Origin of the sequence: Cupriavidus sp. UME77, assembly GCF_014170355.1 — a bacterium.
Classification (GTDB): domain Bacteria; phylum Pseudomonadota; class Gammaproteobacteria; order Burkholderiales; family Burkholderiaceae; genus Cupriavidus; species Cupriavidus basilensis.
Genome location: NZ_LZZU01000073.1, coordinates 1 through 23,691, shown reverse-complemented (window position 1 = coordinate 23,691; position 23,691 = coordinate 1). Strand labels below are relative to the sequence as shown.

Sequence of the window (23,691 nt, the reverse complement as noted above, 5' to 3'; positions counted from 1 at the left end):
TCAAGTCATGAGCGCGGCCGCGACGCCGGCTGCCAAGCGCCGGCCGGCCTGGCACCGCGATTTCCTCCTCGGCGCGCCTACCGTCCTGTTCCTGCTGATCATGCTGGTGTTCCCGGTCGGGCAGCTGATCTGGATGAGCGTGTCGGTGGATGGCCGTCTTTCGCTCGAACTGTACGCACGCCTGTTCCATTCGTCCGTCTATCTCGACGTACTGTGGATCACCCTGAAAATTGCCGGCTGGACCACCTTGCTGGCGATCGTCGGCGCTTATCCGGTGGCCTACCTGACATCGGCAGCGGGCGCACGGGCGAAGAGCTCGCTGCTTTTCTGGATCCTGTTGCCGTTCTGGACCAGCTTCCTGGTCCGCATGTTCTCCTGGATCGTGCTGCTGGGCCGCAACGGTGTACTCAACCAGTTGCTGAAAGCCGCCGGCGTGACCGACGCGCCCGCTGATCTGCTCTACAACTTCGGTGCCGTGATGGTCGGCATGGTGCACGCCATGATGCCGCTGGCCATCCTGACGATGATCTCCGTGATGGAGAACATCGACCGGCGCCTGCCGCGCGCAGCGCTGACCCTGGGCGCACGGCCCGGCACGGCGTTCTGGCTGGTCTATTTCCCCCTGTCCATGCCGGGCGTGGCGGCGGCGGGCATTATGGTCTTCGTGACGTCGCTTGGCTTCTTCATCACCCCGGCCCTGCTGGGCGGCCGCCGCGAAACCATGATCACGCAACTCATCATCGACCAGGTCCAGCAAACCATGAACTGGGGCTTTGCTGGTGCCATCTCGATGCTGTTGCTGGTTGCCGCCCTGATTGTGTTCGTGGTCTATGACAAGCTGGTTGGCCTGTCGACCCTGGCCGGCAGCGGCTCCGCGCCGGCTGGCCGGAGTTCCGCTACCCGCGGCCCGCTGCGGCGCGCCGGTTACCAGTTGCTGGGCGTGCTGGCCACATTGTCCGACAGCCTGGGCCGTTTGCTGCCGCGCCGTTTGCGTGCGGCGGCGGGTGCCGAAGAAGGCGGCAGCAAGATGCTGTGGATGGTGGTGATCCTGATTCTTGCCTTCCTGACCTTGCCTGCGCTGCTGATGATCCCGATCTCGTTTACTGGCGGCAGCGGCCTTGACTGGCCGCCGCGTGGATTCTCGCTGCAGTGGTACAACGAGGTATGGGAATCTCCCACCTGGATGCAAGCCACGGTGCGCTCCCTGATTGTCGGGGCGGGCACGGGATTTCTCGCCATGCTGATCGGCACGCCCACGGCATTCCTGCTGGTGCGCTCGAACATCCGGTGGAAGGCTGCATTGCTGGCGTTCATCCTGCTGCCCATCATCGTGCCCCGGATGATCACGGCGGTTGGCATCTTTTACTTCTTCTCCAGGCTCAACCTCGTTGGCTCCGCAGCCGGTCTGATCCTCGGGCATACCGTCGTGGCAATCCCCTATGTGGTGATGACCATGATGGCCGTTCTGAAGAACTACGACACGCGCCTGGACCAGGCCGCGCAGAGCCTCGGCGCACGCCCCTGGCAGACGATGCGTTACGTCACGTTCCCGATCCTCGGGGCGGGTCTGCTGTCGTCGTTCCTGTTTGCCTTCGTGACGTCGTTCGACGAACTGACCATCGCGCTGTTCGTGACCGGCGGCCTGGATTCGACCTTGCCCAAGCAATTCTGGGACGAAGTGATACTGAGCGTCTCGCCCACGATCGCTGCGGTGTCTAGCCTGCTGTTCGTCTTTATTGCCGTGGTGATCATGGCCGCGGACCGGCTGCGCAGGCGCAGCGCGGACCACTGAAGCGGGCCAATTCTTCCTAGCTATCTATTTTTATTGAATAACCAGTCGCCAGTGCGGCCTCTCTCCTACAAGACGATGATTGACTCCAAGCAAGTGCAAGGCATTTTTGCCGCCATTCCCACGCCGGTCCAGCACGACGGCGCCGTCCACGAGGGCGCCACCCGCGCCTTGCTCGACTACCTGATCCGCCAGGGCGCGGACGGCGTGGTGCCGCTGGGTGGCACGGGCGAATTCGGTTCATTGTCGCAGCGCGAGCGCGTGCACATGGCGGAGGTGACCACCACGCACGTTGCCGGAAGGATGCCGGTCGTGGCCGGCGTGCTAACGCCGGGCCTGCGCGACGGGCTGGATGCCGCGCGCGATTTCGCCGCCGTTGGCGTGGATGCCGTGATGGTGGTGACGCCTTACTATACGAATCCCACGCAGCAAGGCATCCGCGACTACTTCATGCGGTTTGCCGACGAGTCGCCGCTGCCAGTCCTGCTCTATGAGATTCCGTATCGCACCCGAATCGCGATCGATCCCACGGTCATCCATGAACTGTCGAGGCACGAGCGCATCATCGGCATGAAGGCGTGCAACCCGGATCTTTATCATTTCCTCAAGACCGCGGCCGGCATCGACGCGAGCTTCTCCCTCCTGAGCGGCGAAGACACCCTGTTCCCGCTGCACATCTCCGCTGGTGCTCGCGGCGGCGTGCTCAGCACCGCTACCATGCTGCCCAAGACCTGGCGCCGCATCATGGAGCTCGTGCGTGGCGGGAATCTGCAGGAAGCCCTGCTGATGCACCGCCAGTTGATGCCGTTTATCGATCTGGTCTTTGCGGAAACCAATCCGGGGCCGATGAAGTCCGTGCTGCAAGCGATCGGGGTCGACGCCCCCGAGCTGCTGGAGCCGTTGTTGCCGGCCGCGGCGCAGACCAGCGCCCGCTTGCGCGAGCAGTTCGAGCGCTTGCTGAAGGACTACGAATACGCTTGACGCAGCGCGAAGGCGGCGCATGCCCGGCCGGTGGCCCGGGAGCGCCCCCGCCGCGGGCAGCGGCTTACCGCCCGTATTCGGTGAACTTGGATTTGGAGACAGAGGTCGCAGCTACCTGCACGTGCTTGGCGAGTTCGGACTCCACCTTATCGGGTGTCCAGCGGGAAGTGGGTACCGAGATATTGATAGCGGCAACGGGACGGCCACGGTGATCCAGGATGGGGGCTGCCACGGAGATATCGCCCATCACCGTCTCGTTGGCAATGATCGCATAACCTTTTTCTGCGGCCTGCTGGATGCGTCGGCGCAGTTTGCCGAGGTGAACCTCCGTGTACGGCGTAATGGCAACGCGCTCGACCGCCGTCAGGATTGCGTCGCACTCGTCCTCTGGCAGGCGCGACAGGATCGCCGTGCCGGAGGAGGTGCAGAACGCGGGCAGGCGGCTGCCCACCGCAATGTCCATATTGACAAGATGCCGGCTCAGGAAGCGTGCGACGAACACGATCTCGTGACCATCCAGCTCCTGCAGGTTGGTCGTCTCGCCGACAGTGCGGTTGATATCCTGCAGGTAAGGCAGCGCCTTATCGATCAACTCGTTGGCACGCACGTAATTGAAGGAAAACTGCAGGAGCTTCGGCGTGAGGCCATAGGTCTTGGTCTCGGCGATGCGGCGCAGGTAGCCCAGCGTTTCCAGTGTGTAGACGATGCGTTGCGTCGCGCTGCGGTCGAGCTGCGCGGCTTTCGCGATGTCGGCCAAGGTCATGTGCCGAATCGGTCCGTCAAATGCATGCAGTACGCGGAAGGTCTTAGCGGTCGAGCCGACAAACAGCGCCGAATCGGTGGGATCCGGCTGTTTGTCCTGCTGTTTATCTTTGCTTGCGAGCGGGTCTTCGCTGCCCGTGCCTGCTTGCTTGCGGGTGCGAATTGATTTTGGTTCCACTGTCGATCCTGTCATGTTAGGTGCTCACGCGTACGGCAGGGCATGGCGCGCGTGGAGGCGATTGCCATTCGCTCGGGTGATGCAAACGTGATTCAAATGAGGTTGGAGATGAAATGCTAAACAAGCTCAAGGTAGTTTTCGTCGGTGGCGGCAATATGGCCAGTGCCATCATTGCCGGGGTTCTCGCCAACGGCGCTGACGCTAGGAACATCACTGTGGTTGATCCTGCAGACGACCTGCGGGAGCGCCTGACCAGGGAGTACGGTCTGCATACGCTGCCCGCCGCGGATCGGACGCTGAACGACACCGACGTCGTGGTCCTTGCCGTCAAGCCACAGGTCATGCGCGAAGTCTGTGAATCCTTACATGGATGCCTTGTCGATTCGCTTGTGATCAGCGTGGCAGCAGGCATCAGGCTGGCGGCGCTGGCAAACTGGCTTGGTGGCTGCCCGCGCCTGGTACGCGCGATGCCCAACACCCCCGCGCTCATTGGCCAAGGCATGACCGGGATGGCATCGGCGAAGACGCTGTCGTCAGCCGACCGGAAGATCGCAGATACCATTGCCAGTGCTGTCGGACAGGTGACATGGGTGGAGCATGAAGACCAACTGGATGCCATCACCGCACTGTCCGGCAGTGGTCCCGCCTATGTCTTCTACTTTATCGAGGCCATGGAACAGGCCGCGGAAAAAATGGGGCTGCCCGCCTGGCAAGGCGCCGCACTCGCGCGCCAGACGTTTTTCGGCGCCTCGGCGCTGGCGCGGGGCAGCAGCGAGGCAGTCACTATGCTGCGCCAGAGAGTGACGTCGCCGGGCGGCACCACGGCCGCCGGAATTGACGCCATGGATCACAACAACCTGAAGGCGGTGTTTGTCGACGCGATCCTGGCCGCTGCGCGCCGCAGTGTCGAACTCGGAGCTCGTGCCAACTAGTCCAGCGCAGTCTCTCGATCCTTGTGGGCCAGTGGCACTCGGCCCGGCTGGCGCAGCGCCATGGCTGCCAAGCGCGGACTCGCGGGACCGTCCCGCATGGGACGAGAGTGGATGGATGTCCATAAGTGATGGCGCCTGGATGCCAGCTGGAGGAGATTTCTCGAACTTCGGAAATCGAGCTGCGTTCAATACACAGCACCGCGCCCAGAGAATTTCAATTGATGTAATTATATAGCAATTAACCAGAACTAAAGGAAACCCACTCGCAACGTGTCGGCAATCCTGCTGCGGCTTGACCTGCACTCCCGTGCTGAATAGCGGGACCTGCAAGCCGCTTCTTACCTGCCCTTGAACGACCGCAACGTAACCCGGCCGACTGCACCTACCGCGTCAGCGGTTTAGTTCAACAACAGTTATCGGCAAGGACGCGGAGGCAAAAAAAGCCGCCCGCAGGTGGCCCTATTCATCACATGCCAACGAGCCGTTAGCTGCCGCGTGACCAACGACCTTCATCTGGTCGTTGGCAAGGCCAAGCATCCGCAGGGCTTCGTCAAAGACTCGCAGCGTCTCGTCCTGGCCAGCAAAATTAGGCGACAGCCCGGCGCGATCAGCCTGTACGCCGCGGAGCAGTTCATCAAGGCTGCCGGGCTTCTGCTGCTCGGCACGTTGCAGAAGCAGGTGCAGCAGGTAGACGCAGGCGCCTAGGCGTGGGTCTTGCGATTGAGTCATAGAGATGGTCTCCCTCAGGGCATGATGGGGGTGGTAAAGCGACCCCGAAATGGCAGGGCACCTGCCCCTCCGGATCCGGCGTGAACCGGTCGATAACCTGGGCTGTTCAGGCCCGCTCCAACCGATACCCGTAGTTATAGACCGTCGACACCACAAGACCATTCTTCGGCCTCAGCACGAGGCTCGAGCGCAGCTTGCTCACGTAGGTCGCGAGGGTCGCGTCGTACTTGCGGTCTACCCCGCCCCAGATCCGCTTGATCATCACGTCCTTCGACACGATCCGGCCGACGTTCTCGAACAGCATCAACGCCAGGTCAAATTCGCGCTGCGACAGCGCCACCTGCTTACCGTCCACCGTCGCCACCTGCGATCCGATATCGAGCGCGAACTTGCCGATCTCAACCGTTTTCGCGCGCTGCGTCTCCGGGTAGTACTTGCGCGCCTGCGCGCTCACGCGCGCAATCAGTTCACGCTCGCGCAGCGGTTTGATCAGGTAGTCGTCGGCGCCCTGGTTGAGGCCGAACACGATATCGTCTTCGCCGTCGTGCTGCGTCATCATGACAATGGGCAGCGTGTCGGCGAACGTCTCCCGCGCCCACCGCATGACCTCGATGCCTGATTTTCCCGGCACGTCCCAGTCGAGCAGAAGCACGTCCACACGCTGGGAACGCACCAGTTCCATGAAACTGTCCCCGTCGTGCCGCACTTCGGTGTCGTAGCCGGCCTTGCTCAGCCAGCCCTCCACCATGCCCGCCTGGGTCACGATATCCTCGAGTATTCCGACAATCATATTTCTTCCTATTTCAATGCGCCGACGCCGACGGACCGGCTCCCGCCCCGGGCCCGCCGGTGCCGTCGGGCCGGGTGACCGGCAAGTAAACAAAAGCCCAGTCGCTGTAGGCACCGCTATCAGTGAATCCGTCGTACGCGTCGGAAAAGCCCTGGCGCTTCAGCGGACGACCCTGAGCCTCGCTGAACACACCCATTACTCCGCCGTCCGGGGATTTTACGATGCCCCAATTCGCCGAGCCGGTCATCGGATCAGCGAACACGCGCCGCAAATGCCGCTGCGTCTGCACGGTGCGGCGATCCTCCAGCAAATCTTCGAGCGACGCAGGATAGCGACTGCCTCCCGCCGCATTGTAGTAGCCCTCGATCGCAGCACGAAACTGATCGCCGACAAACAGCAACTGGGCCTCGCGGTCCCGCTGCTGGACCGTCGTCCACACACGCGCCGCCTGGGTCATCCCGAGCCCCACCACGGCCAGCAACAACAACACGCCGAGATAGGCGATGCCGCGCTGCTGGCGCAGCCTCCCGCGCACGTTACCAGTTCTCATAGACGCTTCCATCGAGCGCGCGCCCCTTCGCGCCGCTCTTCACGTTGGCGATGCCGCCGATCTCACCCGCTTGCGAAATCCACGAGCCGCGCTTGCCGGTCAAGGGATCGAGCGGCACCTCGCGCAAGTAGCGGTTTTCAACGAGCGTGTCAAGCGAATCGGGATTGCGGCCGTGGTCCGCCCGGTAATCGTCGATCGATTGCCGCAATGTGTTCAGGTTGTGGCGCAACACGGTTTCCTTCGCCCGGTCGGTCTGTTTCAGATAGCCGGGCGCGACGAACGCGGTGAGCGCCGCGATGATTGCCATCACCACCAGCAACTCGACCAACGTGAAGCCGGCCGCTCGCCGCCTACCAGTGGTTGTACTGTATGCCATTGAGGCCCTCCTTTCGATTGGTCGAGCGGATGTCAAAGACATCTGCTCCGGACGAAAAAGACTTAGGATCGCTCGCGTAGCTGCGGGTTTCCCACATGTCCTCGGGCGCCTTGCCACTGCACTCGCACATCGGGTCCACAGGAATCTTGCGCAGAAAATAGAGCCGCGCGCCATTCGGCGATTTGCGGTCCTCGACGCCATCCACCAGCGCGCGCAGATCCGGCGGATAGCCGCTTGCATCGATGCTGCGCTCGATATGCCCCGCGTCGGCCGCCCGCTTGTAGGCGTCCAGCGCCGAACGCAGCACGATCAGTGAACGCCGCAGTTCGGCTTCGTCCGAGCGCCGCTTGACAAGGTCCGTCAGCGGCATCGCGACGCTCGCGAGGAGCGCCAGCAGCGACAGCGCGACAAGCAGCTCGATCAACGTGAAACCGTGCGACCGGGCACGTGTGGCAGCCGTCATGCGAGCCCCCTCGTGCGCGCCGTCACATGCAGCGAATCGGCATACAGGGCCGGCGCAGCATTGCGGTCGCCCGACATTCCCGCGACCAGCGACACAACGGAGCCGATCCACGCGCGCACGGCCGCCATCACGCCGCCTTGCTGCGGCTTGGCCGGCACTGCCCCCATGTTCCTGGTCGGCACGTCGTATGCCTTCGCTGCCGCGTCTGCGGGCGGGCCACCCGCGGTTGTGCGCTCGAACCCCGGTAGCATCGCGCTCCCGGCGCGCGTGCGCACCATCCCGAACCCTCGCCCGTCTGGCTTGCCCGCCGGCGCATCGGCAGCGCGGGCTGCCGGGTTCGCCGCCGGTTGCGCTGCCGGCTCCGCCGCGCCGGCAGCGGTGCCAGGCTGGGCAACCACACCGCCTCCGGCGCTCGTCCGCGGCTCGATGGGCGCATCGAGATCCGGGCCGCTGGCGGGGGTCTCCCGAGCGGGGGTCTCCCGAGCCGGTGCCACGGAAATGGAGTCGAGTGTCAGCGCCTCGGTGGTCACGCGCGACTCGGTGCCTGACAGGAACGTCGTTACGGCCGACGTCGGCAGGTCGAGGTTGCGCTCGATATGCGGCGTAATCAGCAGCACGATCTCCGTGCGCTCGTTGCTCCGGCCGTTCGAGCCGAACAGCCGTCCAATCCCCGGCAGCTTCGACACCCCAGGCAGGCCCGCTACGTTCTCGCTCTCGTTGCGCTTGACGAGACCGGCGAGAATCTGCGTTTCACCGTTCTTGGCCGTCATCAGCGTTTCCGCATTGCGCGTGCCAAGCGAGTAGGCGACGAGTCCCGTCTTCGTCGTTTCCTTCGACAGGATGCTGCTGACTTCCATGTTGACCTTGACACTCACCTCGTCGTCGAGACTGATGCGCGGCTCCACTTTCAGCATCAGGCCGACGTCCTGGTAGCTCACCGACTCGGTCACGACGCCGTTCGCGTTCGTCGTTGTGACGATCGGCACCCGCTCGCCAATCTTGATGTTGGCCTTCTCCATGTTTCGCACGCGGATCTTCGGGTTGGCGAGCGTCGTGGTCTTGCCCTGCTTCTGCAGCATGTCGATCGCCATCGCAAGCGCACCCGATTCGCTCGACACGCCGATCCGATCCCGATTGATGCGTATCAGGTCGCCGAGCGTCAGCAGCCCGCCGTCGACGCCACTGAGCGCGTTGAACTGGACCTTGCCGGGGTACTGGACGCCGAGATCAAGGCTGTCGTTCATATTGACTTCCAGCACCTGCACGTCGAGCGTCACCTCGGACTGGGGGATGTCGAGTCCCATCACCACGCGCTCCGCGACCTGAATCGTCTCGGGCGTGTCGCGAATGACGACCGCGTTCACCCGCTCATCGACGTACACATCCTTAGGCTTGATCATCTGGCGCAACGCGCCCATCACCGATTTCGCGTCGGCATGGGACAGGAAGAAGGTGCGGATCGCAAACTCCTGGTAGTTGCGCGCCTTCTCCGGCTGAGACGGATAGATCAGCAGCGTGTGCTGGTCGAGCACCTTCTTCTCGAGCTGGTTCGTGCGCAGCAGCAGGTTGATCGCGTCCTCGGCCGTCGTGCGCTCCGCCAGCAGCGTAGCGGGCTGATCGGTCTGCACGTCGCGATCGAACACGAAGTTCACGCCAGACACGCGCGAAATCACTTCGAAGACATTCGCCAGCGGCTGCGCGCGGAAATTCAGCGACACTGGCTTGCGCAGCGCGTCCGACAACTGGGGGCGCGCCGACCGGCTCGCCTGCGTCGAGCGCAGAAGTTCGTCGCGCACGCGTTTCGCCTGAGCGTGATTTGGCTGCTCGGCCAGAATCCGCTGCACGATGTCGAGAGATTCCTGCGGCCGCTCCTTGCCGAGGCGCTGCGCGCGCTCCAGGTCGATCGCCGCCTGCCGGCGGCGCTCGATCTGGGCAAGCTCCTGGCGCGCCTTGAAATTGCCCGCGTCCTCGGCAAGCACGTTGTTCAGGCGGTCGATCGCGGCCGTATAGTTACCCAGCGCGCCTTGCCGATCGGCCTCCTTGAGTTCCGCGCGGACGTAGTCCTGCCGGCTGAGCTCGACTTTCGTCGTCAGCTGGATGTCGTCCGGCGCGGTCTGCTTCTGTTGCTGCAGCGCGCTCAGCCGATCGGCGGGCGTCGCCGCGCCGGCGGCCGGTGCGGCGTTGAAAGGCAAACTCGCGCATCCGGCCATGGCGAGCGCCGCGAGCAAAATCAAAATACGGGTGGTACTTTTCATGATGTTGTCCGTCACACGGTCGATATTGAGGTCATGGATTCTGGCCCGGGGCGAGCAGCTCGAATTCCGTCTTGTCTTCGGCCACGATCACCGCGCCTTTCGGCCCCAGCGACTTGAGGCGATAGCCGTTTGCAATCTCGCGGCCTGGCAGCACGGCGTCGCGGACGTCGCAGCTCGCTTCGCAAAGCAGGAAGACCTGTTGCATCCCTTCCAGCACGACGACGCGCCGGCTGTTCTCGCGCCATTCTCCGGTCACCTCGAAGGGCGCCTGCACAGTCCGCTCGGGCTCAATCGGGGCATCGAGCGCCGGCGCTTCAGGCTCCGGCGCTTCGACAGGCGCGGGCGCGGCGGCGGGCGCGGGCTCCGCGCCGAGCGACGCCCAGCTCTGCGCCGGAAACACGTCGACGATCGGCTGGGCGATCTCGCCGGGGGTTGCCTGGCCTTCCTGCGCGACGCCCTGGCCGGCGGCGCACGCCACCGCGAACGCGAGCGCCGCGGCGAGACATGGAGAAAACGGTGCGCGCTTCATGTGTCCGGCCCCAGCAGGCTCACCCGCATATCAATGCTGATGAGCGGGTTCTCGATCTTGTCGCGCTCGATCGACACGCTCTCGATGCGCACCATCGGCTGATCCGCGATCGCCCGCATGGCCTCGCGCAAGCCCGTGTAGCTCCCGCTCGCCGCGATACCGATCGTGAGCCGCCGCAGCTTGCCCTTGGCTTCGATTTCGCGGCGATACGTCGCCTGTTCTCGCTCCAGCCCATGCTGCGCGAGAATCTGGAATATGGAGTAGGCCTGCTCGCTGTTTCTCAATTGCTGCACTTCCTGCAGCGTCATGCCGGTGCCGCGCGCCTGCGCCTGCAGCTTTGGCAGCGCGGCCAGCTCTTTCGCGCGCGCCGAGCGCTCCGCCTCTAGATGCGCCCTTTCAGGCTGCAGATAGCCGGCGTGCATGCCAAGCATGCCGACGCCCAGCGCGGCCGCCAGCATCCCCGGCGTGCCAAGCCGCCGCGCCGCGACGCCTGCGCCCCAGCGCAGCCGTGCGCAGAGCCCTGCCATATCGATGGCTTTCAGATTTTTCATGGATGCTCCAGACTCAGGCTGAAGTGGTAGATGTTCTTGCCGTCTTCCGCTTTGGTGCGGTGCTGCAGCAGGCCGATCTTGCGGTCCGGATGACGGTCGTTCAGGCGCTCGACGAAGATGTAGATATGCGAAAGATCCGCCGCGCCACCCTCGATACGCGCTTCGCGCCCGGCCTTCTCGACCGTCAGTGTCTGCAGGGCGATCTGCGGCGTCCAGGCGTGCTCGATCCAGTCGATGACCGGCAGCCCCGAACCGGTAGCGCTCCCCTGCTGCTCGGCCAGGATGCGCTCGATGCGCCGCTGTTCCGGCGTCATCTGCTTCTGCCGGAGCCGCTCCCGCTCGACGGTGCGCTGGCGCTGCTCGATGCGGCTCTCCGCGCTTTCGACCTCGTCGCGAATCTGGTCGACGTTCGACCATTCGTTCGAGACAAAGACGCCCGTCAACGCCGCGCAGCACAGCGCGATGGCCACCCAGGATGTCAAGCCGCCGCGCGCACGCACAAAATCCACATCGCCCAGGCCTTTCATGCTCCGCCCTCCGCCGACGTCGCCGCCCCCGCCAACTCCGCCGGCATGCCGTCGAGCAACGTGACCCCGGCCATGTCCGGCAGCGGCATGGACACACCGAACGTGCTCGCATACACCACGTCCGTAGCGCGCTGCCCGCCCATCAGTGCCGCGGCAGTGAGCCACTCCTCGATATGCCCGCCGCCGAGCCGCGGCAGCGTGATCGCATCGGCCCACTCTCCGGCGCGACGGAACAGGCAGGTGCCAACGCGCGGCTGCAGCAGCGCGAACCGATAGTCGTCACCGACGAGCCGCCGACCGTGCATGCACAGCGACGCCGACAACGCATCGCGGCAGCTGACGGTCCGCCAGCCCGCAGCGCGGCTCACGTCCGCTAGTGCCTCCAGCGTTGCCTCGCAGGCCGCCACCGCAAGACGCGCGCGACCGTAGGGCGCGTCCTCGATGCGGATGCGCAGCGCGCCGCGCTGCGCGCGCGCGGCGAACAGCGAGCGCGCGTACGCGTCCCACGCCGAGGCGGACAGCACGCCGTCCTGCCAGGGCACCACCACGCAGTGCGTCCACGGATACCCGACGATGATTTGCAGGCGGTTCTGCATCGGCAGACGCGCCCTCGGCAGATCGCCGAGCACGGCGGCGAGCGCATCGGCCGGGCGGCCGCCGTGCTCGACCACGACGCGGGGCACGCCGTCTCGCCGCAGTTGCCAGCCGGGCCCCGCCCAGACACGCAGTGTGCCGGCGTCCAGCACCACGACAGCGTTATTCCAGGGCGATCGCACGCTGCACCTCCTGAAACGTAGTCTGCCGCGCGCGAATCGCGGCTAGCCCTGCATCACGGATCGACTGATAGTCGACGCTATTCTCGAGCGCGCGCGCCCGTTTTTCGATCGATCGCTCCAGGAGCGCGGCCTTGATCTGCGCATCGAGCGTCAGCACCTCCGCCAGGCCGATCCGGCCGTGATAGCCAGTACCGCGGCAGGCTTCGCAGCCGGGGCCCGGCCCTACGGCCTGCTTGAGTTCCGCGAGCGGCGCATCGGTGAGATCGGCGCCACCCGCTTGCGCACCACCGCATCGCGTGCAGATCCGCCGCACGAGCCGCTGCGAGACGACGCCGTTGAGCGCCTCGAGGAACGTCGAAGGCTCGACACCCATGTAGATGAAGCGGTCGATCACGCTGAACCCGTCGTTCGCGTGAACGGTCGACAGCACGCGGTGGCCGGTGAGCGCCGACTGCACCGCGATCGATGCGGTTTCCTCGTCGCGGATCTCGCCGACCATCACGGTGTCCGGATCATGACGAAGGATCGAGCGCAGCCCGCGCGCGAACGTGAGTCCCTTTCGCTCGTTGACGGGAATCTGCAGCACGCCCTTCAGCTCGTATTCGACGGGATCCTCGATCGTGATGATCTTGTCGTCACCCGTGTTGACCTCGGATAGCACCGCGTACAACGTTGTCGACTTGCCGCTGCCTGTCGGCCCGGTCACGAGCATCAGCCCGTAGGGGAGATGCGCGAGCGTACGCACACGGCGGGCCGTGTGCGCATCGAAGCCCAGCACGTCGAGGCTGACATCGTCCCCGCGCTGCGACTTGTCAAGCACCCGCATCACCGCGTTCTCACCATAGGTTCCGGGAATGATCGAGACGCGAAAGTCGATCTCGCGGCCCTGCAAGACAACCTTGAAGCGGCCGTCCTGTGGCACCCGTTTTTCTGCGATATCGAGCGTGGACAGCACCTTGAGCCGCGACATCGTCTGCGCCGCTGCCTCGAGCCCTGGAATGTGGCGGATTGACTGCAGCACGCCGTCGATCCGGTAGCGGATCGACAGGCCGTCGGGCACCGCCTCCAGGTGAATGTCGCTAGCGCGGCATTGCAGCGCGTCGTAGAGCGTCGTATTGACGAGGCGGATGATCGGGCTCTCGTCCTTGGCAATGCTCGCGAGCGAGATCGACTCGATCGCCTGCGCGAGCGAGTCGCCCTGCGCATCGATCGTCATGCCATCCATTAGCCGCTCGTTCGATTCGACGTCGGCGAGCAGGCGTTCGACTTCGCCCGGCACGCTCATCGCGACGCAGACCGGCTGCGCGCCGAAACGCGCGAGCAATTCGTCCCGCACGTGGCGCGCGAACGGATCGGCGACGACGATGGACGGCTCACCGTCGATTTCCACCGGCAGCACGCGCAAGGTGAGCGCGTCGTGCAACGGCAGCAGGTCGAAGCGCGTCGGCGCGGTACGCAGCGTTTCGGGATCGACGGCGCTGATGCCGAGGCATGCAGCCACTTCGCCGAGAGACGATGGCTCTGCCGTCACCAGACCGCTCAGATACTCCACGTGCCCGACACCCGATGCTTCGGATTCCGCCTGCCAGCGTTGAAGGATGTTTTCCGGTTTCATTCAGTATTCTCCTGTTGAGCAGCGGGATCGCATGAGGCCGGCAGGCCCGCCTGCTATCGGATACTGCCGGCCAATTCGAAGATCGGCATGTAAAGCAGCAGGACCACCGCGCCGACCGTCGCGCCCACCGCAAGCATCAGCACCGGCTCGAACACCTTGCTGAGCATTTCTATCGATCGATCGAGCGCGCTGTCGTGAAACTGGGCGATGTGTTCGCACATGCCGCCAAGATCGCCGCTCTGCTCGCCGACGCGCAGCAGCCGCTCGGCCACCGACGTCGTCAGCGCATGATTCGACAACACGGCCGCCACCTGGCGCCCCGCGCGCAGCTCCGTCAGCGCGGCGGCAAGCCGCGGGCGGAAATGCTCGGGCAGGATCTTGCCCGCCAGTTCCAGTGCGACGATCACCGGCGTTCCGCCAGCGATCAGCAGGCCGACGGTCCGGTAGAACCGCGTCAGCGCGAAGATCGCACCGATATCGCGCACCTTGGGTATCCGCCACATCAGCCGCTGCGCCGCCCGTCTTGTCGAGGGCAGGCGCACCGCCATCACCGCGCCGACGATCGACATCACGACCATCGCGCCGACGAGCATCCCGTTCTCATCCAGCAGCTTCGCCCACCAGAGCATCGCCTGCGCCGTCGCGGGCAGTGTGCTCAGTGACTCGAACACCGCGGAAAAGCGCGGAATCACGAAGAACGCCATGAACAGCAAAATGCCCAGCCCGACGCTGATCACAACCGCCGGATAAATCAGCGCACCCGTCACCCGTTTTCGGATCTGCTCGATACGCACCTCATACTGCTGGTAGCGCTTGAGCACCACGGGCAGTTGGCCGCTGCCTTCCGACGACTCGACGGTCGCGACGAGCAACTGCGGAAAAACACCGGGCTGCCGCGCAAGCGCCTTCGACAGCGGTTGCCCTTCGTACATGACGGCCAGGATCCGGTCGATCACATGCTTTGCGCTCTTGCTCGCATCCGTCTTGTCGCGCAGCGCTTCGAGCGCCTCGATCAGCACGAGGCCAGCGTCGAGCAACGTCGACAGTTCCTGCAGGAACAATGCGAGCGCAAATTTCGGCGCACGGGCGCCGCGCCCGAATCGCGCATTGCGCCGGATGCCAAGCACCACCCCGCCAGCCGCGGTGAGCCGAGCGCGCACTTCGGTTTCGTCCACACCCTCCACCGTCTGCTCGGCGACCTTGCCGTTCGCGAGCAAATGGACTCGAAATTCTTCCATCGCTATCTCCGCCATCCGGCCAGCATCGCCGTGCTGGCCTCGCGGTTGCTCGTCAACCGTTGGTATTCGCGCCAGACCTTGGTCGCGTAGACCTTGCGCGCCGGCTGACGCGCCGGCGCCGAACCGGCGTTGTACGCGCCCACCGCGTTCCACGTATAGCCGTGCCGTTCGATGAAGTCCGCGAGAATCGCGGCGCCCGTGTCAATCGACGTGCAGGGCTCATCGATCAAGCGCTCGTGCGTGACGCCCGCCCTGAGAAGACGTGGCAGGTGCGAGCTGTTGATCTGCATCAGGCCGATGTCGTAAGTACCGTTGCGATTGCGGTTGAGTGCGCGGGGGTTCATCGAGGACTCCACCTTAGCGATCGCGGCGAGCAGCAAAGGGTCGATGCCGTGCCGCTCGCCCGCCTTCGTCCAGCAATCCTTGGCGGCCGCTCCGGATGCACACGCGGCGACCAATGCCGCCACCGCCAGCCCGCGCACCGCCTTACATACCGTATATGAGGTCTGCATCGATGCCGCTCCCGCCCACACGACCGTCGCGCCCAAGCGAAACGATTTCGGCTTCGCTGTCGCGACCGGGCAAATTCCATTGGTAGGCGCGTCCCCAGCCGTCCTTCGGCACCGCCTTCGCGAGATACGGGCCGTTCCAGCCGCCCGCGCTCTGCGGCTGGGCGGCGAGGGCGTCAAGCCCTTCGTCGGCACTCGGATAGCGGCCCGTGTCGAGCCTGAATTGCGTGACCGCGTCGGCGAGCGTCTTCATCTGCGCTTCGGTCGAGCGGACTTTCGCTTTGTCGACCTGGGAAAACAGCTTCGGGCCGACGTAGCCCGCCAGCAGCGCGATGATCAGCAGCACCACAAGCAGTTCGAGCAGCGTGAAGCCCCGTTGGCCTCTGCGCTTCAGTTTCAGATAGTACGTATTCACGTTGTATGCCCTCAATTAAGGTTCCGGTTCGTCTTGCCACGTCCTTGGGTTCCGGCGTGCCGTGCGATCGACGACAGATGAATCCGGCGCTTCGAAGCTGCATATTTAGCGAAGAGAAAACGTCGATCGATGACGTCATTTTCCAAGGGGGAGACACGTGCGGCAATCTTCATCAAAAGAGTCTCAACAAAGGTTTTAAAGCACGATGCAACTCCCCTGAAAAAGGCCGCACGCCCGAGGACGTGCGGCCGGCGTCAGCTTCTCGTTCAAGCCTTACTTGCTACATGCGCCGAGGCTCTTCCATACCTTGCCGGTGTAGTCCGCTCCGGTGCTCTGTGGCATGCCCGGCTCGTCCGTGGTCCACCAGCGTGCTTCATACATCTGCCCCTTGTGCTGGACCTTCGCGCCGCCGGTGTAGGCCGTGCCTTTCTTCCAGGCCGAATAGCACAGCGCGCCCTCGCCTGTGCCAGCATCGCCCGTCAGCTTGAACTCGCTGTTCTGCTGCATGAGCGTGCCGCCGTCCTTGATCTTCGACGTCGCAACGGCCATGTGATTGCCCGCACGCGCATCGCTGATGTCGACCGCGACGTCGCCTTGCATTTTCATCACGGCCGACTTCGCACCAACCATCTTGTTGGTGCTGTCGTAGACCTTGACGGTCACGTCCGTTTCCTTCGAGTGGTTGAGCTTCAGGAAGAAGTTCGCGGTCGCCTTGCCGCCCTGGATCTTGAACTCCGTGTTGTTGGACATCGTAAAATCCTCGTCGAGGCCGGGCGTCGGCTTCTCTTCGATCGACGTTTCCGTTCGCGTGATGTTGCTGCCCTTCTTTGCGAACACGTCATTCTTGCCGAGGCCCGGCTCGATCCGGCCATCATGCTGGACGCCCGCCATCAAGTTCGCGCCCCGCAGGCGGTTGATTTCCTTCGCGAGCAGCATCGGCCACTGATCCTTCGTACCGTTCGCCTTCGTCGTGATGGTGATCGTCGTCTTCATGTCCGCCACTTCGCCCGTCGACTTGAAGACGCGGTTACTCACCTTGTCGCCGACGCTCAGGTCTGTCGTCGGCAGGATGCTGCCAACTTCCGACCAATCCGGCTTGCCCGGGTCCGTGGGGCCGCTGCCGTCCTTCGTGACGTTGACATCGGCGACGTTGTAGAACATGCCCGCGGTGTCGCCGACATGCCACGTTGACAGGATCACGTGATAACCGCTGCGATCCGAAGGAATCGTGCAGCGGTGCGAACCGACTTCATTCGCGACCTTCATGCCGCCGTCCACCGTGCAGAACGGCATCAGATCGAACTGGTCGCGTGTGAGCGGCTTGTTCGCATTCCAGCCCTGCTTGGTGATGTAGTACTTGAAGTCCTTCGTCTTGTGAGCGGCGGTAAACGTCCACTTGAAGTCGTGGGTGCCTGGCTTCAGATTCTTGATCTTCCAGCGGTCGGCCGTCTGCTCGTCGAGCGGGCTGAACTGCGAAATGCCTGCGCTCGCGATCTGCCCATCCTGCGGGCCGCCGTTAGGGAAGCCCTGTTTGCCTTCAATACTCTGCGGCTCCCACTGGATCGAGCCGCAGGAGAAGTTTTCCGGCGCCTTGCCCGGATCGTGCTTGCTGCTGCACAGCATGTTGCGCGATTCGGGCATGGACATATAGCCGTGCGCGAATGCCTGCTGCGCGAAGAACATCGATGCACATGCCACCAGCGGCGACAGTTTGAGGAGCGTCTTTTGCGCTGACCGTATTTTCATCTGGATCCGATTCAATAAGAGTTAATCAAATGGCTTGGTTCATGTCCGACGATATGCCGCTGAGCGCCGGATTCGCGTATTCCTCAGGGTTCGATCGAAACGCGAAGTGCAGTGTGCCCAAACGACTCGACTTCCTGAATCTTCCTCAACGATCTCTCAAGGATCGGCGCGAGAGCGCTCCGTGCGAGCGCCAGGTAGCGCGGTTTCGCCAATCCATGCCCCGATTTATTTAGATTGCATTGAGATTGATTGCTGCCCGGCGATGAACCGAAAAGAATGCACCTGTCTCTTCAGACACTCATTTTCAACGCAAGGATGGCTACCAAATTGAAATTCAATCAACTCAATCCTGATGCAAAGACCGGGCGCAATTCGCAAGGCCGGACCCACACCGTTGCCTATGCAGCGATTGCGGCAGCCAGCTCGCTGTGTTTGGTCAACGCCGCTTTCGCGGCACCGGGCACGCCTAGTCTGAAAGCCTACGAAATCACCTCGCAGCCGCATGGCTTCGTCGAAATCGATCTGCAGAAGGCAGGCGGCGCAGCCCCCTACAAGGACATCGTCAAGCTGAACAAGAAGGTGGAAGTACCACTGCCCTTCGATATCTGGAGCAACGGGACGGCAGTGAAGGCGGTCGCCGTGGTCGACGGCGTGGTCGATCAGTCATCCGAGACCAAGCTCACCCCGGGCGGCACGCAGAGCGGCCAGGTGCTGGCCAACGTGAAGACGCCAGGCATCAAGAAGATGCAGGTTCGCGTGTTCGATGCAACCGGTGCGTCGACCGACAGCGCGCCGCTCGACGTGATGGTGTTCGACACCGTACCCGAGCTGGCCGACGACTTGCCGAACAACGCGGACAAGACCAACAAGCCGTTCGCGAACAAGTCGGGGTCCGTGGTTGGGTCGTACTACACGACGTGGTCAATCTATGCGCGCGATTTCACCGTCGACAAGGTCCCCGTCGAGAATCTGACGCACATTCTGTACGGCTTCGTGCCGATCTGCGGCGCGAACATCAATGAATCACTCAGGCCGTCCGGTCTGCCGTATCAGTCGTTGCTGAAGGCTTGCCAGGGGCTGCCCGACTATAGCGTCGCGATCCACGATCCGTGGGCCGAAATCGCCAAGACGCTGCCCGGTCAGACGGCGAAGTCACCGCTCAAGGGCGTGCTCGGTCAGATGATGGCCGCGAAGAAGCGCAATCCTGACCTGAAGATCCTGCCGTCGATCGGGGGCTGGACGCTGTCCGACCCGTTCTACGGCATGCACGACACCGCCAAGCGCAAAGTGTTCGTCGATTCCGTCGAACAGTTGATGCGTACCTGGAAGTTCTTCGACGGCGTGGATATCGACTGGGAATTCCCGGGCGGCAACGGCGCAAATCCGTCACTCGGCAACAAGGCGACGGACGGCCAGCTGTACGTGACGCTGATGAAAGAACTGCGCCAGATGCTCGACCGCGTGTCGAAAGACACCGGCAAGACCTATCAGTTGACGTCTGCCATCGGCTCACCTGCGGACAAGGTCGCCATGGTCGACTACAAGAACGCGACGCAGTACATGAACTACCTCTTCGACATGACCTACGACTACTACGGTGCGTGGAGCATGGAGGATCTGGGCCATCAAACCGCGCTGTTCGCGCCGAAGTCGCGCCCCGACATCGCGTACACGACCGCCAACTCGGTCAAAGCACTGCTCGCGCAGGGTGTCGACCCGAAGAAGCTCGTCATCGGTGCGGCGATGTATGGCCGCGGCTGGACCGGCGTATCGGGCTATACGGACAACGACCCGTTCACTGGCAAGGCAAAGGGCCCGCACGCTGGCCAGTGGGAAAAGGGCATCCTTGATTACAAGAAGATCGCCTCGACAATGGTTGGGCCCAACAACACCGGCATCAACGGCTACGAGTACCACTATGACCAGACGGCCGAAGCGCCCTACGTGTTCAACAAGAGCACCGGCGACCTCGTCACCTTCGACGATGCACGCTCGGTCAATGCAAAGGGTGAGTATGTGCGAGCGCACCAGCTGGGCGGCCTGTTTTCCTGGGAAATCGACGCGGACAACGGCGACATCCTGAACGCGATGCACAAGGGGCTCGGCCACGACGACAATGGCGGCAGCGTCGCGAATCGTCCGCCGATCGCAAACGCCGGCACCGGCATGACGGTAACGGGACCACGGACGGTCTCGCTCGATGCTTCGAAGTCGCGCGACCCCGAAGGCGGCAATCTGACGTTCAAGTGGGAACAGATCCAGGGCGATCCGCTGAAGATCGGCAACGTGACGAGCGCCAAGGCGACCGTCGATGTGCCCGAGGTCAAGCAGGATACTGCATACAAGTTCCGCGTGACCGTCAAGGATCCGGGCGGCCTGACCGGCACAGATGAGGTGATCGTGACGGCCAAGGCGAAGGACACAGTCGAACCGCCGCCGGGTGAGAACCGTCCTCCCGTCGCGCAACTGACCGGCCCGACGGTCACCGAGGCGGGCCAGGCCGTGATGCTGTCAGCCGAGAAATCGGCCGATCCGGACGGCACCAAGCTGACGTTCTCCTGGACCGTGCCGTCGGGCATCACTGCCAATGCGACCGGCGCGAAGCTGAGCTTCACCGCGCCGGAACTAAGCAAGGATCAGTCGTTCACGTTCACGGTGAAGGTTAGCGACGGCAAGCTTTCGTCGACCGCCACGCACACCGTGCTCGTAAAGGCAAAGCAAGTCAGCGGCGGTGAAGGCGGCGCGGGCGGTGGCAGCACGGGTGGCGGTACGGGTGGCGGCAAGTACCCGGCGTACAAGGCCGGCACCCAGTACCAACCGGGCGACACCGTGTCGAACCTCGGCAAGCTGTACCAGTGCAAGCCGTTCCCGAACAGCGGCTGGTGCTCGGGCGCACCGAGCGCGTATGAACCTGGCAAGGGTTTCGCATGGAACGACGCCTGGACACTCCGCGGTGACGATGGAAACAGTGCCGGCAGCGGTGGCAACGGTGCCAGCGGCGGCAGCGGTGGTGCCAGCGGTGGCAACGGTGCCGGCGGCAGCACAGGGGGGGAAGCCGGCAATGAACACGCGCAGTACAAGGAAGGCACCAAGTACAACGCGGGTGATGTCGTCGCCAACAATGGCAAGCTGTATCGCTGCAAGCCGTTCCCGTACACCAACTGGTGCTCGATGGCCGCATGGGCGTACGAACCCGGCAAGGGCACGGCGTGGGAGCAGGCGTGGGAGGTGCACAAGAAGTAACTGAACCCCGTAGTCAGGACCGGCGCGGAATTCGCCCAGGCGGATTCCCGGCCGGCTAATCAACTGGCAATCCCAGCAATCCCACGACAGATTGCCAACAAAGCCCTCGCTCCGCGCGAGGGCTTTGTCGTTTGACGGACGGCACATCGGGCCGGCTGCGCGCTATTCGTCCTCGAGCATGACGGGAGTGGTTCTCGGCATGCGAATCGTGAAGCTGCTGCCCTGCCCCAGCACCGACGACACCGCCACCGCGCCACCATGACGCCCAACCACCGCCTTGACGAACGGCAAGCCGAGCCCCACGCCGCGGCTGGCATCATGACACGAGCCGTCGACCTGGAAGAACGGTTCGAACAGGTGCGCGAGCGCGTCCTCGGGGATGCCGATACCCTGATCCTTCACGCTGACCGTCACCCACTGCGCATCGGCTTCAATCCACACATCGATCCTCCTGCCTTCATCCGAGTACTTGATCGCGTTGTCGAGCAGATTGACGAGCGCGCGCAGCAGCATGTCGCGATTGGCTAGCACGAATACGTCGTCGCCTGCGTAATGCGGCCCCTCGACCAGGATCCGCTTCTCACCGCTGCTGTGCCAGACCTGATCGACCGCTTCGGTCGCCAGATCGTTCAGCGCAACCGGCACGTAGGTGCTCGGGTCGAGATGTTCCGCCCGCGACAGCTGCGTGAAGTTCTGCGCGATGCGCAGGCTGTAGTCGACGAGCTTGTGAAGGTTGGACAGGAACTCGGTATCGGCGCCCGCGTCAGCATGGCTGCGTTCATTGAGCAGAGACAGCACGGTCGAAAGCGGATTGCGCAGGTCGTGCGCCATATGGCGCAGCGTCAGGCGGTCACTTTCCACCGCGGCCTTGATATTGTGGATGTCGACGAGACAGATCATGCTGGCAGATGCGCCCGGTTTGTCGCCGTCTCCGATTGGCGTCACCATCATCAGGTGCGCGCGCGCGTTCCACGTCAGCTCGACAGAATGGATCTGGCCGCTCGCCTTTGCCCCCAGAATTTCACTGCGCGCCATCTCGAGCACCTGCTCCACCCCGGCCGGAGCGTCGCCAGCCCCGTCGATCGCGTCGAGCATGGCCCGACCGCTCTCATTGCAAAGCAACAGCTTGCCCTGCTGCTCGACGAAGATCGGATACGGCAGCGTCTCGATCATGCCGACATAGGCCGTCTGCCATTCGCGGATCTGCTGCATCGCCTGAGCGACTTCGTCCGCCGCCGGCGCGATGTCCGCCGCGCCCGACGGCTTCGCAGTCGACAGCGCGCCGATCAGCCGTTCGCTGACAAGGCTGCGCAGCACACCGTATTCCTTGAGCAGGAAGTCGCGCAGGCTGCCCGCCCGGCGCCAGCCGCAGACAGCGAAGATGACACCACATACCGCGAGCGGCGGTCCAAGCGGCAACCAGTACGCCCAGCGCAACAGCAGCAGTGATTCGACGGCAATGAACGCTGCGAGCCACGCGAATGAGCAGGCGTACATCAGCCAGCCCCGCACCAGCACGCAGATCAGCAGCATCCCCAGCGCCAGAATGGCGCTCGATACCCATTGGACCACCACAGGTTCGCGCAGCAGCACGTGGCCGCCGAGCAGCGCCTCGGTCATCATCGCCTCCACTTCTACCCGGTTCAACTGATCGGCGCGCGACGACGACAGGTTGAAGGTGCCCGACAGATCCGACATCGCGTCACCGACGAACACGAGCCGGCCACGCCAGGTCGACGCCGGAATCCGCCCCTTCAGCACGTCGACGTAGGAATAGCGATCCAGATCGAAATGCGTGGGCAGGAACAGCGCGAGCGTGCCGGGTTCGACATGCCCCATCGACGTAACGTGATCCTGCACGAAGCGCCGCACGTCGCCGAGCGGCAGCGGCACGCCGGCCAGGCGAATCGCCTGCAGGGCGACGTGCGGCAGTTCGGCGCCGTCGCCGCAGCAGCGGACATACGGCACAATACCCTGCACCAGGTGATCGCTGCCCACCACCACGCTGCGCTGTCCGACGGCTGCGGCCGCGTGTGCGAGCAACGGCGTAGGCAGCACCGTCCCGGCGTGTCCCGCACCGGCGGTAAACTGCGCGGGAATCACGACCCGTCCCTGACGTGCCATCGCCTCAGCCAACGCTGCATCACCCGTGCCCGGGCTCATCATCGTCAGGTCAAGCACGACGCTCGACGCGTCGCCGAGGCGATTCAACACCTGCGCGTGAGATGTCCGTGCGTAGCTCGTGCCAGCACCCAGCTCACTGACAGTCTTGCGGTCGATGGCGATCACCGCCACCTGGCGATGCTCGCCACGGTCGACATGCGTCGCGACGAGATGCCAATACAAACGATCCAGCGGAGAGAACAGCGCCTCTGCCGCCGGCGTGCAACTGATCGCCGCCAGTACCACCACCACGGCCGCCAGCAGCCACCCCGCCAGCGGTGTGGCCTGCGCCCGGCCAAACCATCGTTTGAGCCATTCAGTCATCTGTTCCCCGGATTGTCTTGCCCAAATCTTTTTTTTTCGTTCGCCATCTTGCGCGCGGCGACAACGCTTCTTTTCAAATCATGCATCCACCGCCCCATTTTGGTGCAGCCCTGCGCGTACAAGCGCGCACCGCATCGCCTCCCCGGAGGCATGTTCCTTCAAGGCCGAGCACACTGAAGTAGTGTGCGGCAGACCGAGCGTATTGCCCTCGCCGGCAGCGGAGGCCCGCCATTCCCCTATTCCCCTATTC

The 23,691-nt window shown here is 63.8% G+C and carries 21 protein-coding genes; 5 read left to right on the top strand and 16 right to left on the bottom strand.

Going from position 1 to position 23,691, the window contains the following annotated elements:
• Positions 1-7 precede the first annotated feature (7 nt).
• On the top strand, positions 8-1,792 hold the full coding sequence (locus tag A9975_RS28850) for an ABC transporter permease subunit (protein WP_183035736.1): 1,785 nt from the start codon (positions 8-10) through the stop codon (positions 1,790-1,792).
• A 75-nt stretch (positions 1,793-1,867) separates the two neighbouring features.
• The gene (gene dapA / locus A9975_RS28845) at positions 1,868-2,770 is read left to right on the top strand and encodes a 4-hydroxy-tetrahydrodipicolinate synthase (protein WP_183035716.1); all 903 of its coding nucleotides are present in this window, start codon (positions 1,868-1,870) and stop codon (positions 2,768-2,770) included.
• A 64-nt stretch (positions 2,771-2,834) separates the two neighbouring features.
• Here the strand turns inward: dapA and A9975_RS28840 are convergent, their stop codons facing one another.
• Positions 2,835-3,725 carry an IclR family transcriptional regulator gene (locus A9975_RS28840; protein WP_220810931.1) on the bottom strand — a complete coding sequence of 297 codons (891 nt, stop codon included), beginning with the start codon at positions 3,723-3,725 and terminating at the stop codon, positions 2,835-2,837.
• A gap of 98 nt (positions 3,726-3,823) precedes the next feature.
• Here A9975_RS28840 and proC point away from each other — a divergent pair, with 98 nt between their 5' ends.
• Entirely contained in the window at positions 3,824-4,642 is an 819-nt protein-coding gene (proC, locus tag A9975_RS28835) for a pyrroline-5-carboxylate reductase (RefSeq protein WP_183035715.1), read from the top strand.
• A 495-nt stretch (positions 4,643-5,137) separates the two neighbouring features.
• Positions 5,138-5,347 carry a hypothetical protein gene (locus A9975_RS28830; RefSeq protein ID WP_183035714.1) on the top strand — a complete coding sequence of 70 codons (210 nt, stop codon included), beginning with the start codon at positions 5,138-5,140 and terminating at the stop codon, positions 5,345-5,347.
• 130 nt (positions 5,348-5,477) lie between these two features.
• On the opposite strand, the gene A9975_RS28825 is transcribed toward A9975_RS28830, so the two are convergent.
• The 14 genes from A9975_RS28825 to gbpA all read right to left on the bottom strand — a co-directional run bounded on the left by A9975_RS28825 (position 5,478) and on the right by gbpA (position 17,711).
• A complete protein-coding gene (locus tag A9975_RS28825) occupies positions 5,478-6,161 on the bottom strand; it encodes a response regulator transcription factor (RefSeq protein ID WP_183035713.1) in 684 nt (227 codons plus the stop codon).
• A 13-nt stretch (positions 6,162-6,174) separates the two neighbouring features.
• Positions 6,175-6,711 (bottom strand): type II secretion system protein, encoded by a 537-nt coding sequence (locus A9975_RS28820; protein ID WP_183035712.1) that lies wholly within the window; start codon positions 6,709-6,711, stop codon positions 6,175-6,177.
• Positions 6,698-7,087: a type II secretion system protein gene (locus tag A9975_RS28815; protein WP_183035711.1), complete on the bottom strand. Its 390-nt coding sequence runs from the start codon at positions 7,085-7,087 to the stop codon at positions 6,698-6,700. Before A9975_RS28815 ends, A9975_RS28820 begins: the two co-directional genes overlap by 14 nt.
• Entirely contained in the window at positions 7,062-7,550 is a 489-nt protein-coding gene (locus A9975_RS28810) for a prepilin-type N-terminal cleavage/methylation domain-containing protein (RefSeq protein WP_183035710.1), read from the bottom strand. Before A9975_RS28810 ends, A9975_RS28815 begins: the two co-directional genes overlap by 26 nt.
• Complete coding sequence (locus A9975_RS28805) at positions 7,547-9,805, bottom strand: secretin N-terminal domain-containing protein (RefSeq protein WP_183035709.1); 2,259 nt, start codon at positions 9,803-9,805, stop codon at positions 7,547-7,549. The genes A9975_RS28810 and A9975_RS28805 overlap by 4 nt, the downstream gene beginning before the upstream one ends.
• A 31-nt stretch (positions 9,806-9,836) precedes the next feature.
• A complete protein-coding gene (locus A9975_RS28800; RefSeq protein WP_183035708.1) occupies positions 9,837-10,334 on the bottom strand; it encodes a hypothetical protein in 498 nt (165 codons plus the stop codon).
• On the bottom strand, positions 10,331-10,885 hold the full coding sequence (locus A9975_RS28795; protein WP_183035707.1) for a hypothetical protein: 555 nt from the start codon (positions 10,883-10,885) through the stop codon (positions 10,331-10,333). Before A9975_RS28795 ends, A9975_RS28800 begins: the two co-directional genes overlap by 4 nt.
• Positions 10,882-11,412, bottom strand: coding sequence for a hypothetical protein (locus tag A9975_RS28790; protein WP_183035706.1), 531 nt, complete (start codon positions 11,410-11,412; stop codon positions 10,882-10,884). Before A9975_RS28790 ends, A9975_RS28795 begins: the two co-directional genes overlap by 4 nt.
• Positions 11,409-12,161, bottom strand: coding sequence for a hypothetical protein (locus A9975_RS28785; protein WP_183035705.1), 753 nt, complete (start codon positions 12,159-12,161; stop codon positions 11,409-11,411). Before A9975_RS28785 ends, A9975_RS28790 begins: the two co-directional genes overlap by 4 nt.
• A 7-nt stretch (positions 12,162-12,168) precedes the next feature.
• Complete coding sequence (locus A9975_RS28780) at positions 12,169-13,803, bottom strand: GspE/PulE family protein (protein WP_183035704.1); 1,635 nt, start codon at positions 13,801-13,803, stop codon at positions 12,169-12,171.
• A 53-nt stretch (positions 13,804-13,856) separates the two neighbouring features.
• On the bottom strand, positions 13,857-15,041 hold the full coding sequence (locus tag A9975_RS28775) for a type II secretion system F family protein (RefSeq protein WP_183035703.1): 1,185 nt from the start codon (positions 15,039-15,041) through the stop codon (positions 13,857-13,859).
• Positions 15,042-15,043: 2 nt separating this feature from the next.
• A complete protein-coding gene (locus A9975_RS28770; protein WP_183035702.1) occupies positions 15,044-15,553 on the bottom strand; it encodes a transglycosylase SLT domain-containing protein in 510 nt (169 codons plus the stop codon).
• Entirely contained in the window at positions 15,528-15,965 is a 438-nt protein-coding gene (gspG, locus tag A9975_RS28765; RefSeq protein ID WP_183035701.1) for a type II secretion system major pseudopilin GspG, read from the bottom strand. Before gspG ends, A9975_RS28770 begins: the two co-directional genes overlap by 26 nt.
• 273 nt (positions 15,966-16,238) lie before the next feature.
• Entirely contained in the window at positions 16,239-17,711 is a 1,473-nt protein-coding gene (gbpA, locus tag A9975_RS28760) for an N-acetylglucosamine-binding protein GbpA (protein ID WP_183035700.1), read from the bottom strand.
• Positions 17,712-17,987: 276 nt separating this feature from the next.
• Between gbpA and A9975_RS28755 the strand changes: the two genes are divergently transcribed.
• Positions 17,988-20,954 carry a glycosyl hydrolase family 18 protein gene (locus A9975_RS28755; protein ID WP_304523947.1) on the top strand — a complete coding sequence of 989 codons (2,967 nt, stop codon included), beginning with the start codon at positions 17,988-17,990 and terminating at the stop codon, positions 20,952-20,954.
• A 162-nt stretch (positions 20,955-21,116) separates the two neighbouring features.
• Here the strand turns inward: A9975_RS28755 and A9975_RS28750 are convergent, their stop codons facing one another.
• The gene (locus A9975_RS28750; protein WP_183035699.1) at positions 21,117-23,441 is read right to left on the bottom strand and encodes an ATP-binding protein; all 2,325 of its coding nucleotides are present in this window, start codon (positions 23,439-23,441) and stop codon (positions 21,117-21,119) included.
• Positions 23,442-23,691 lie beyond the last annotated feature (250 nt).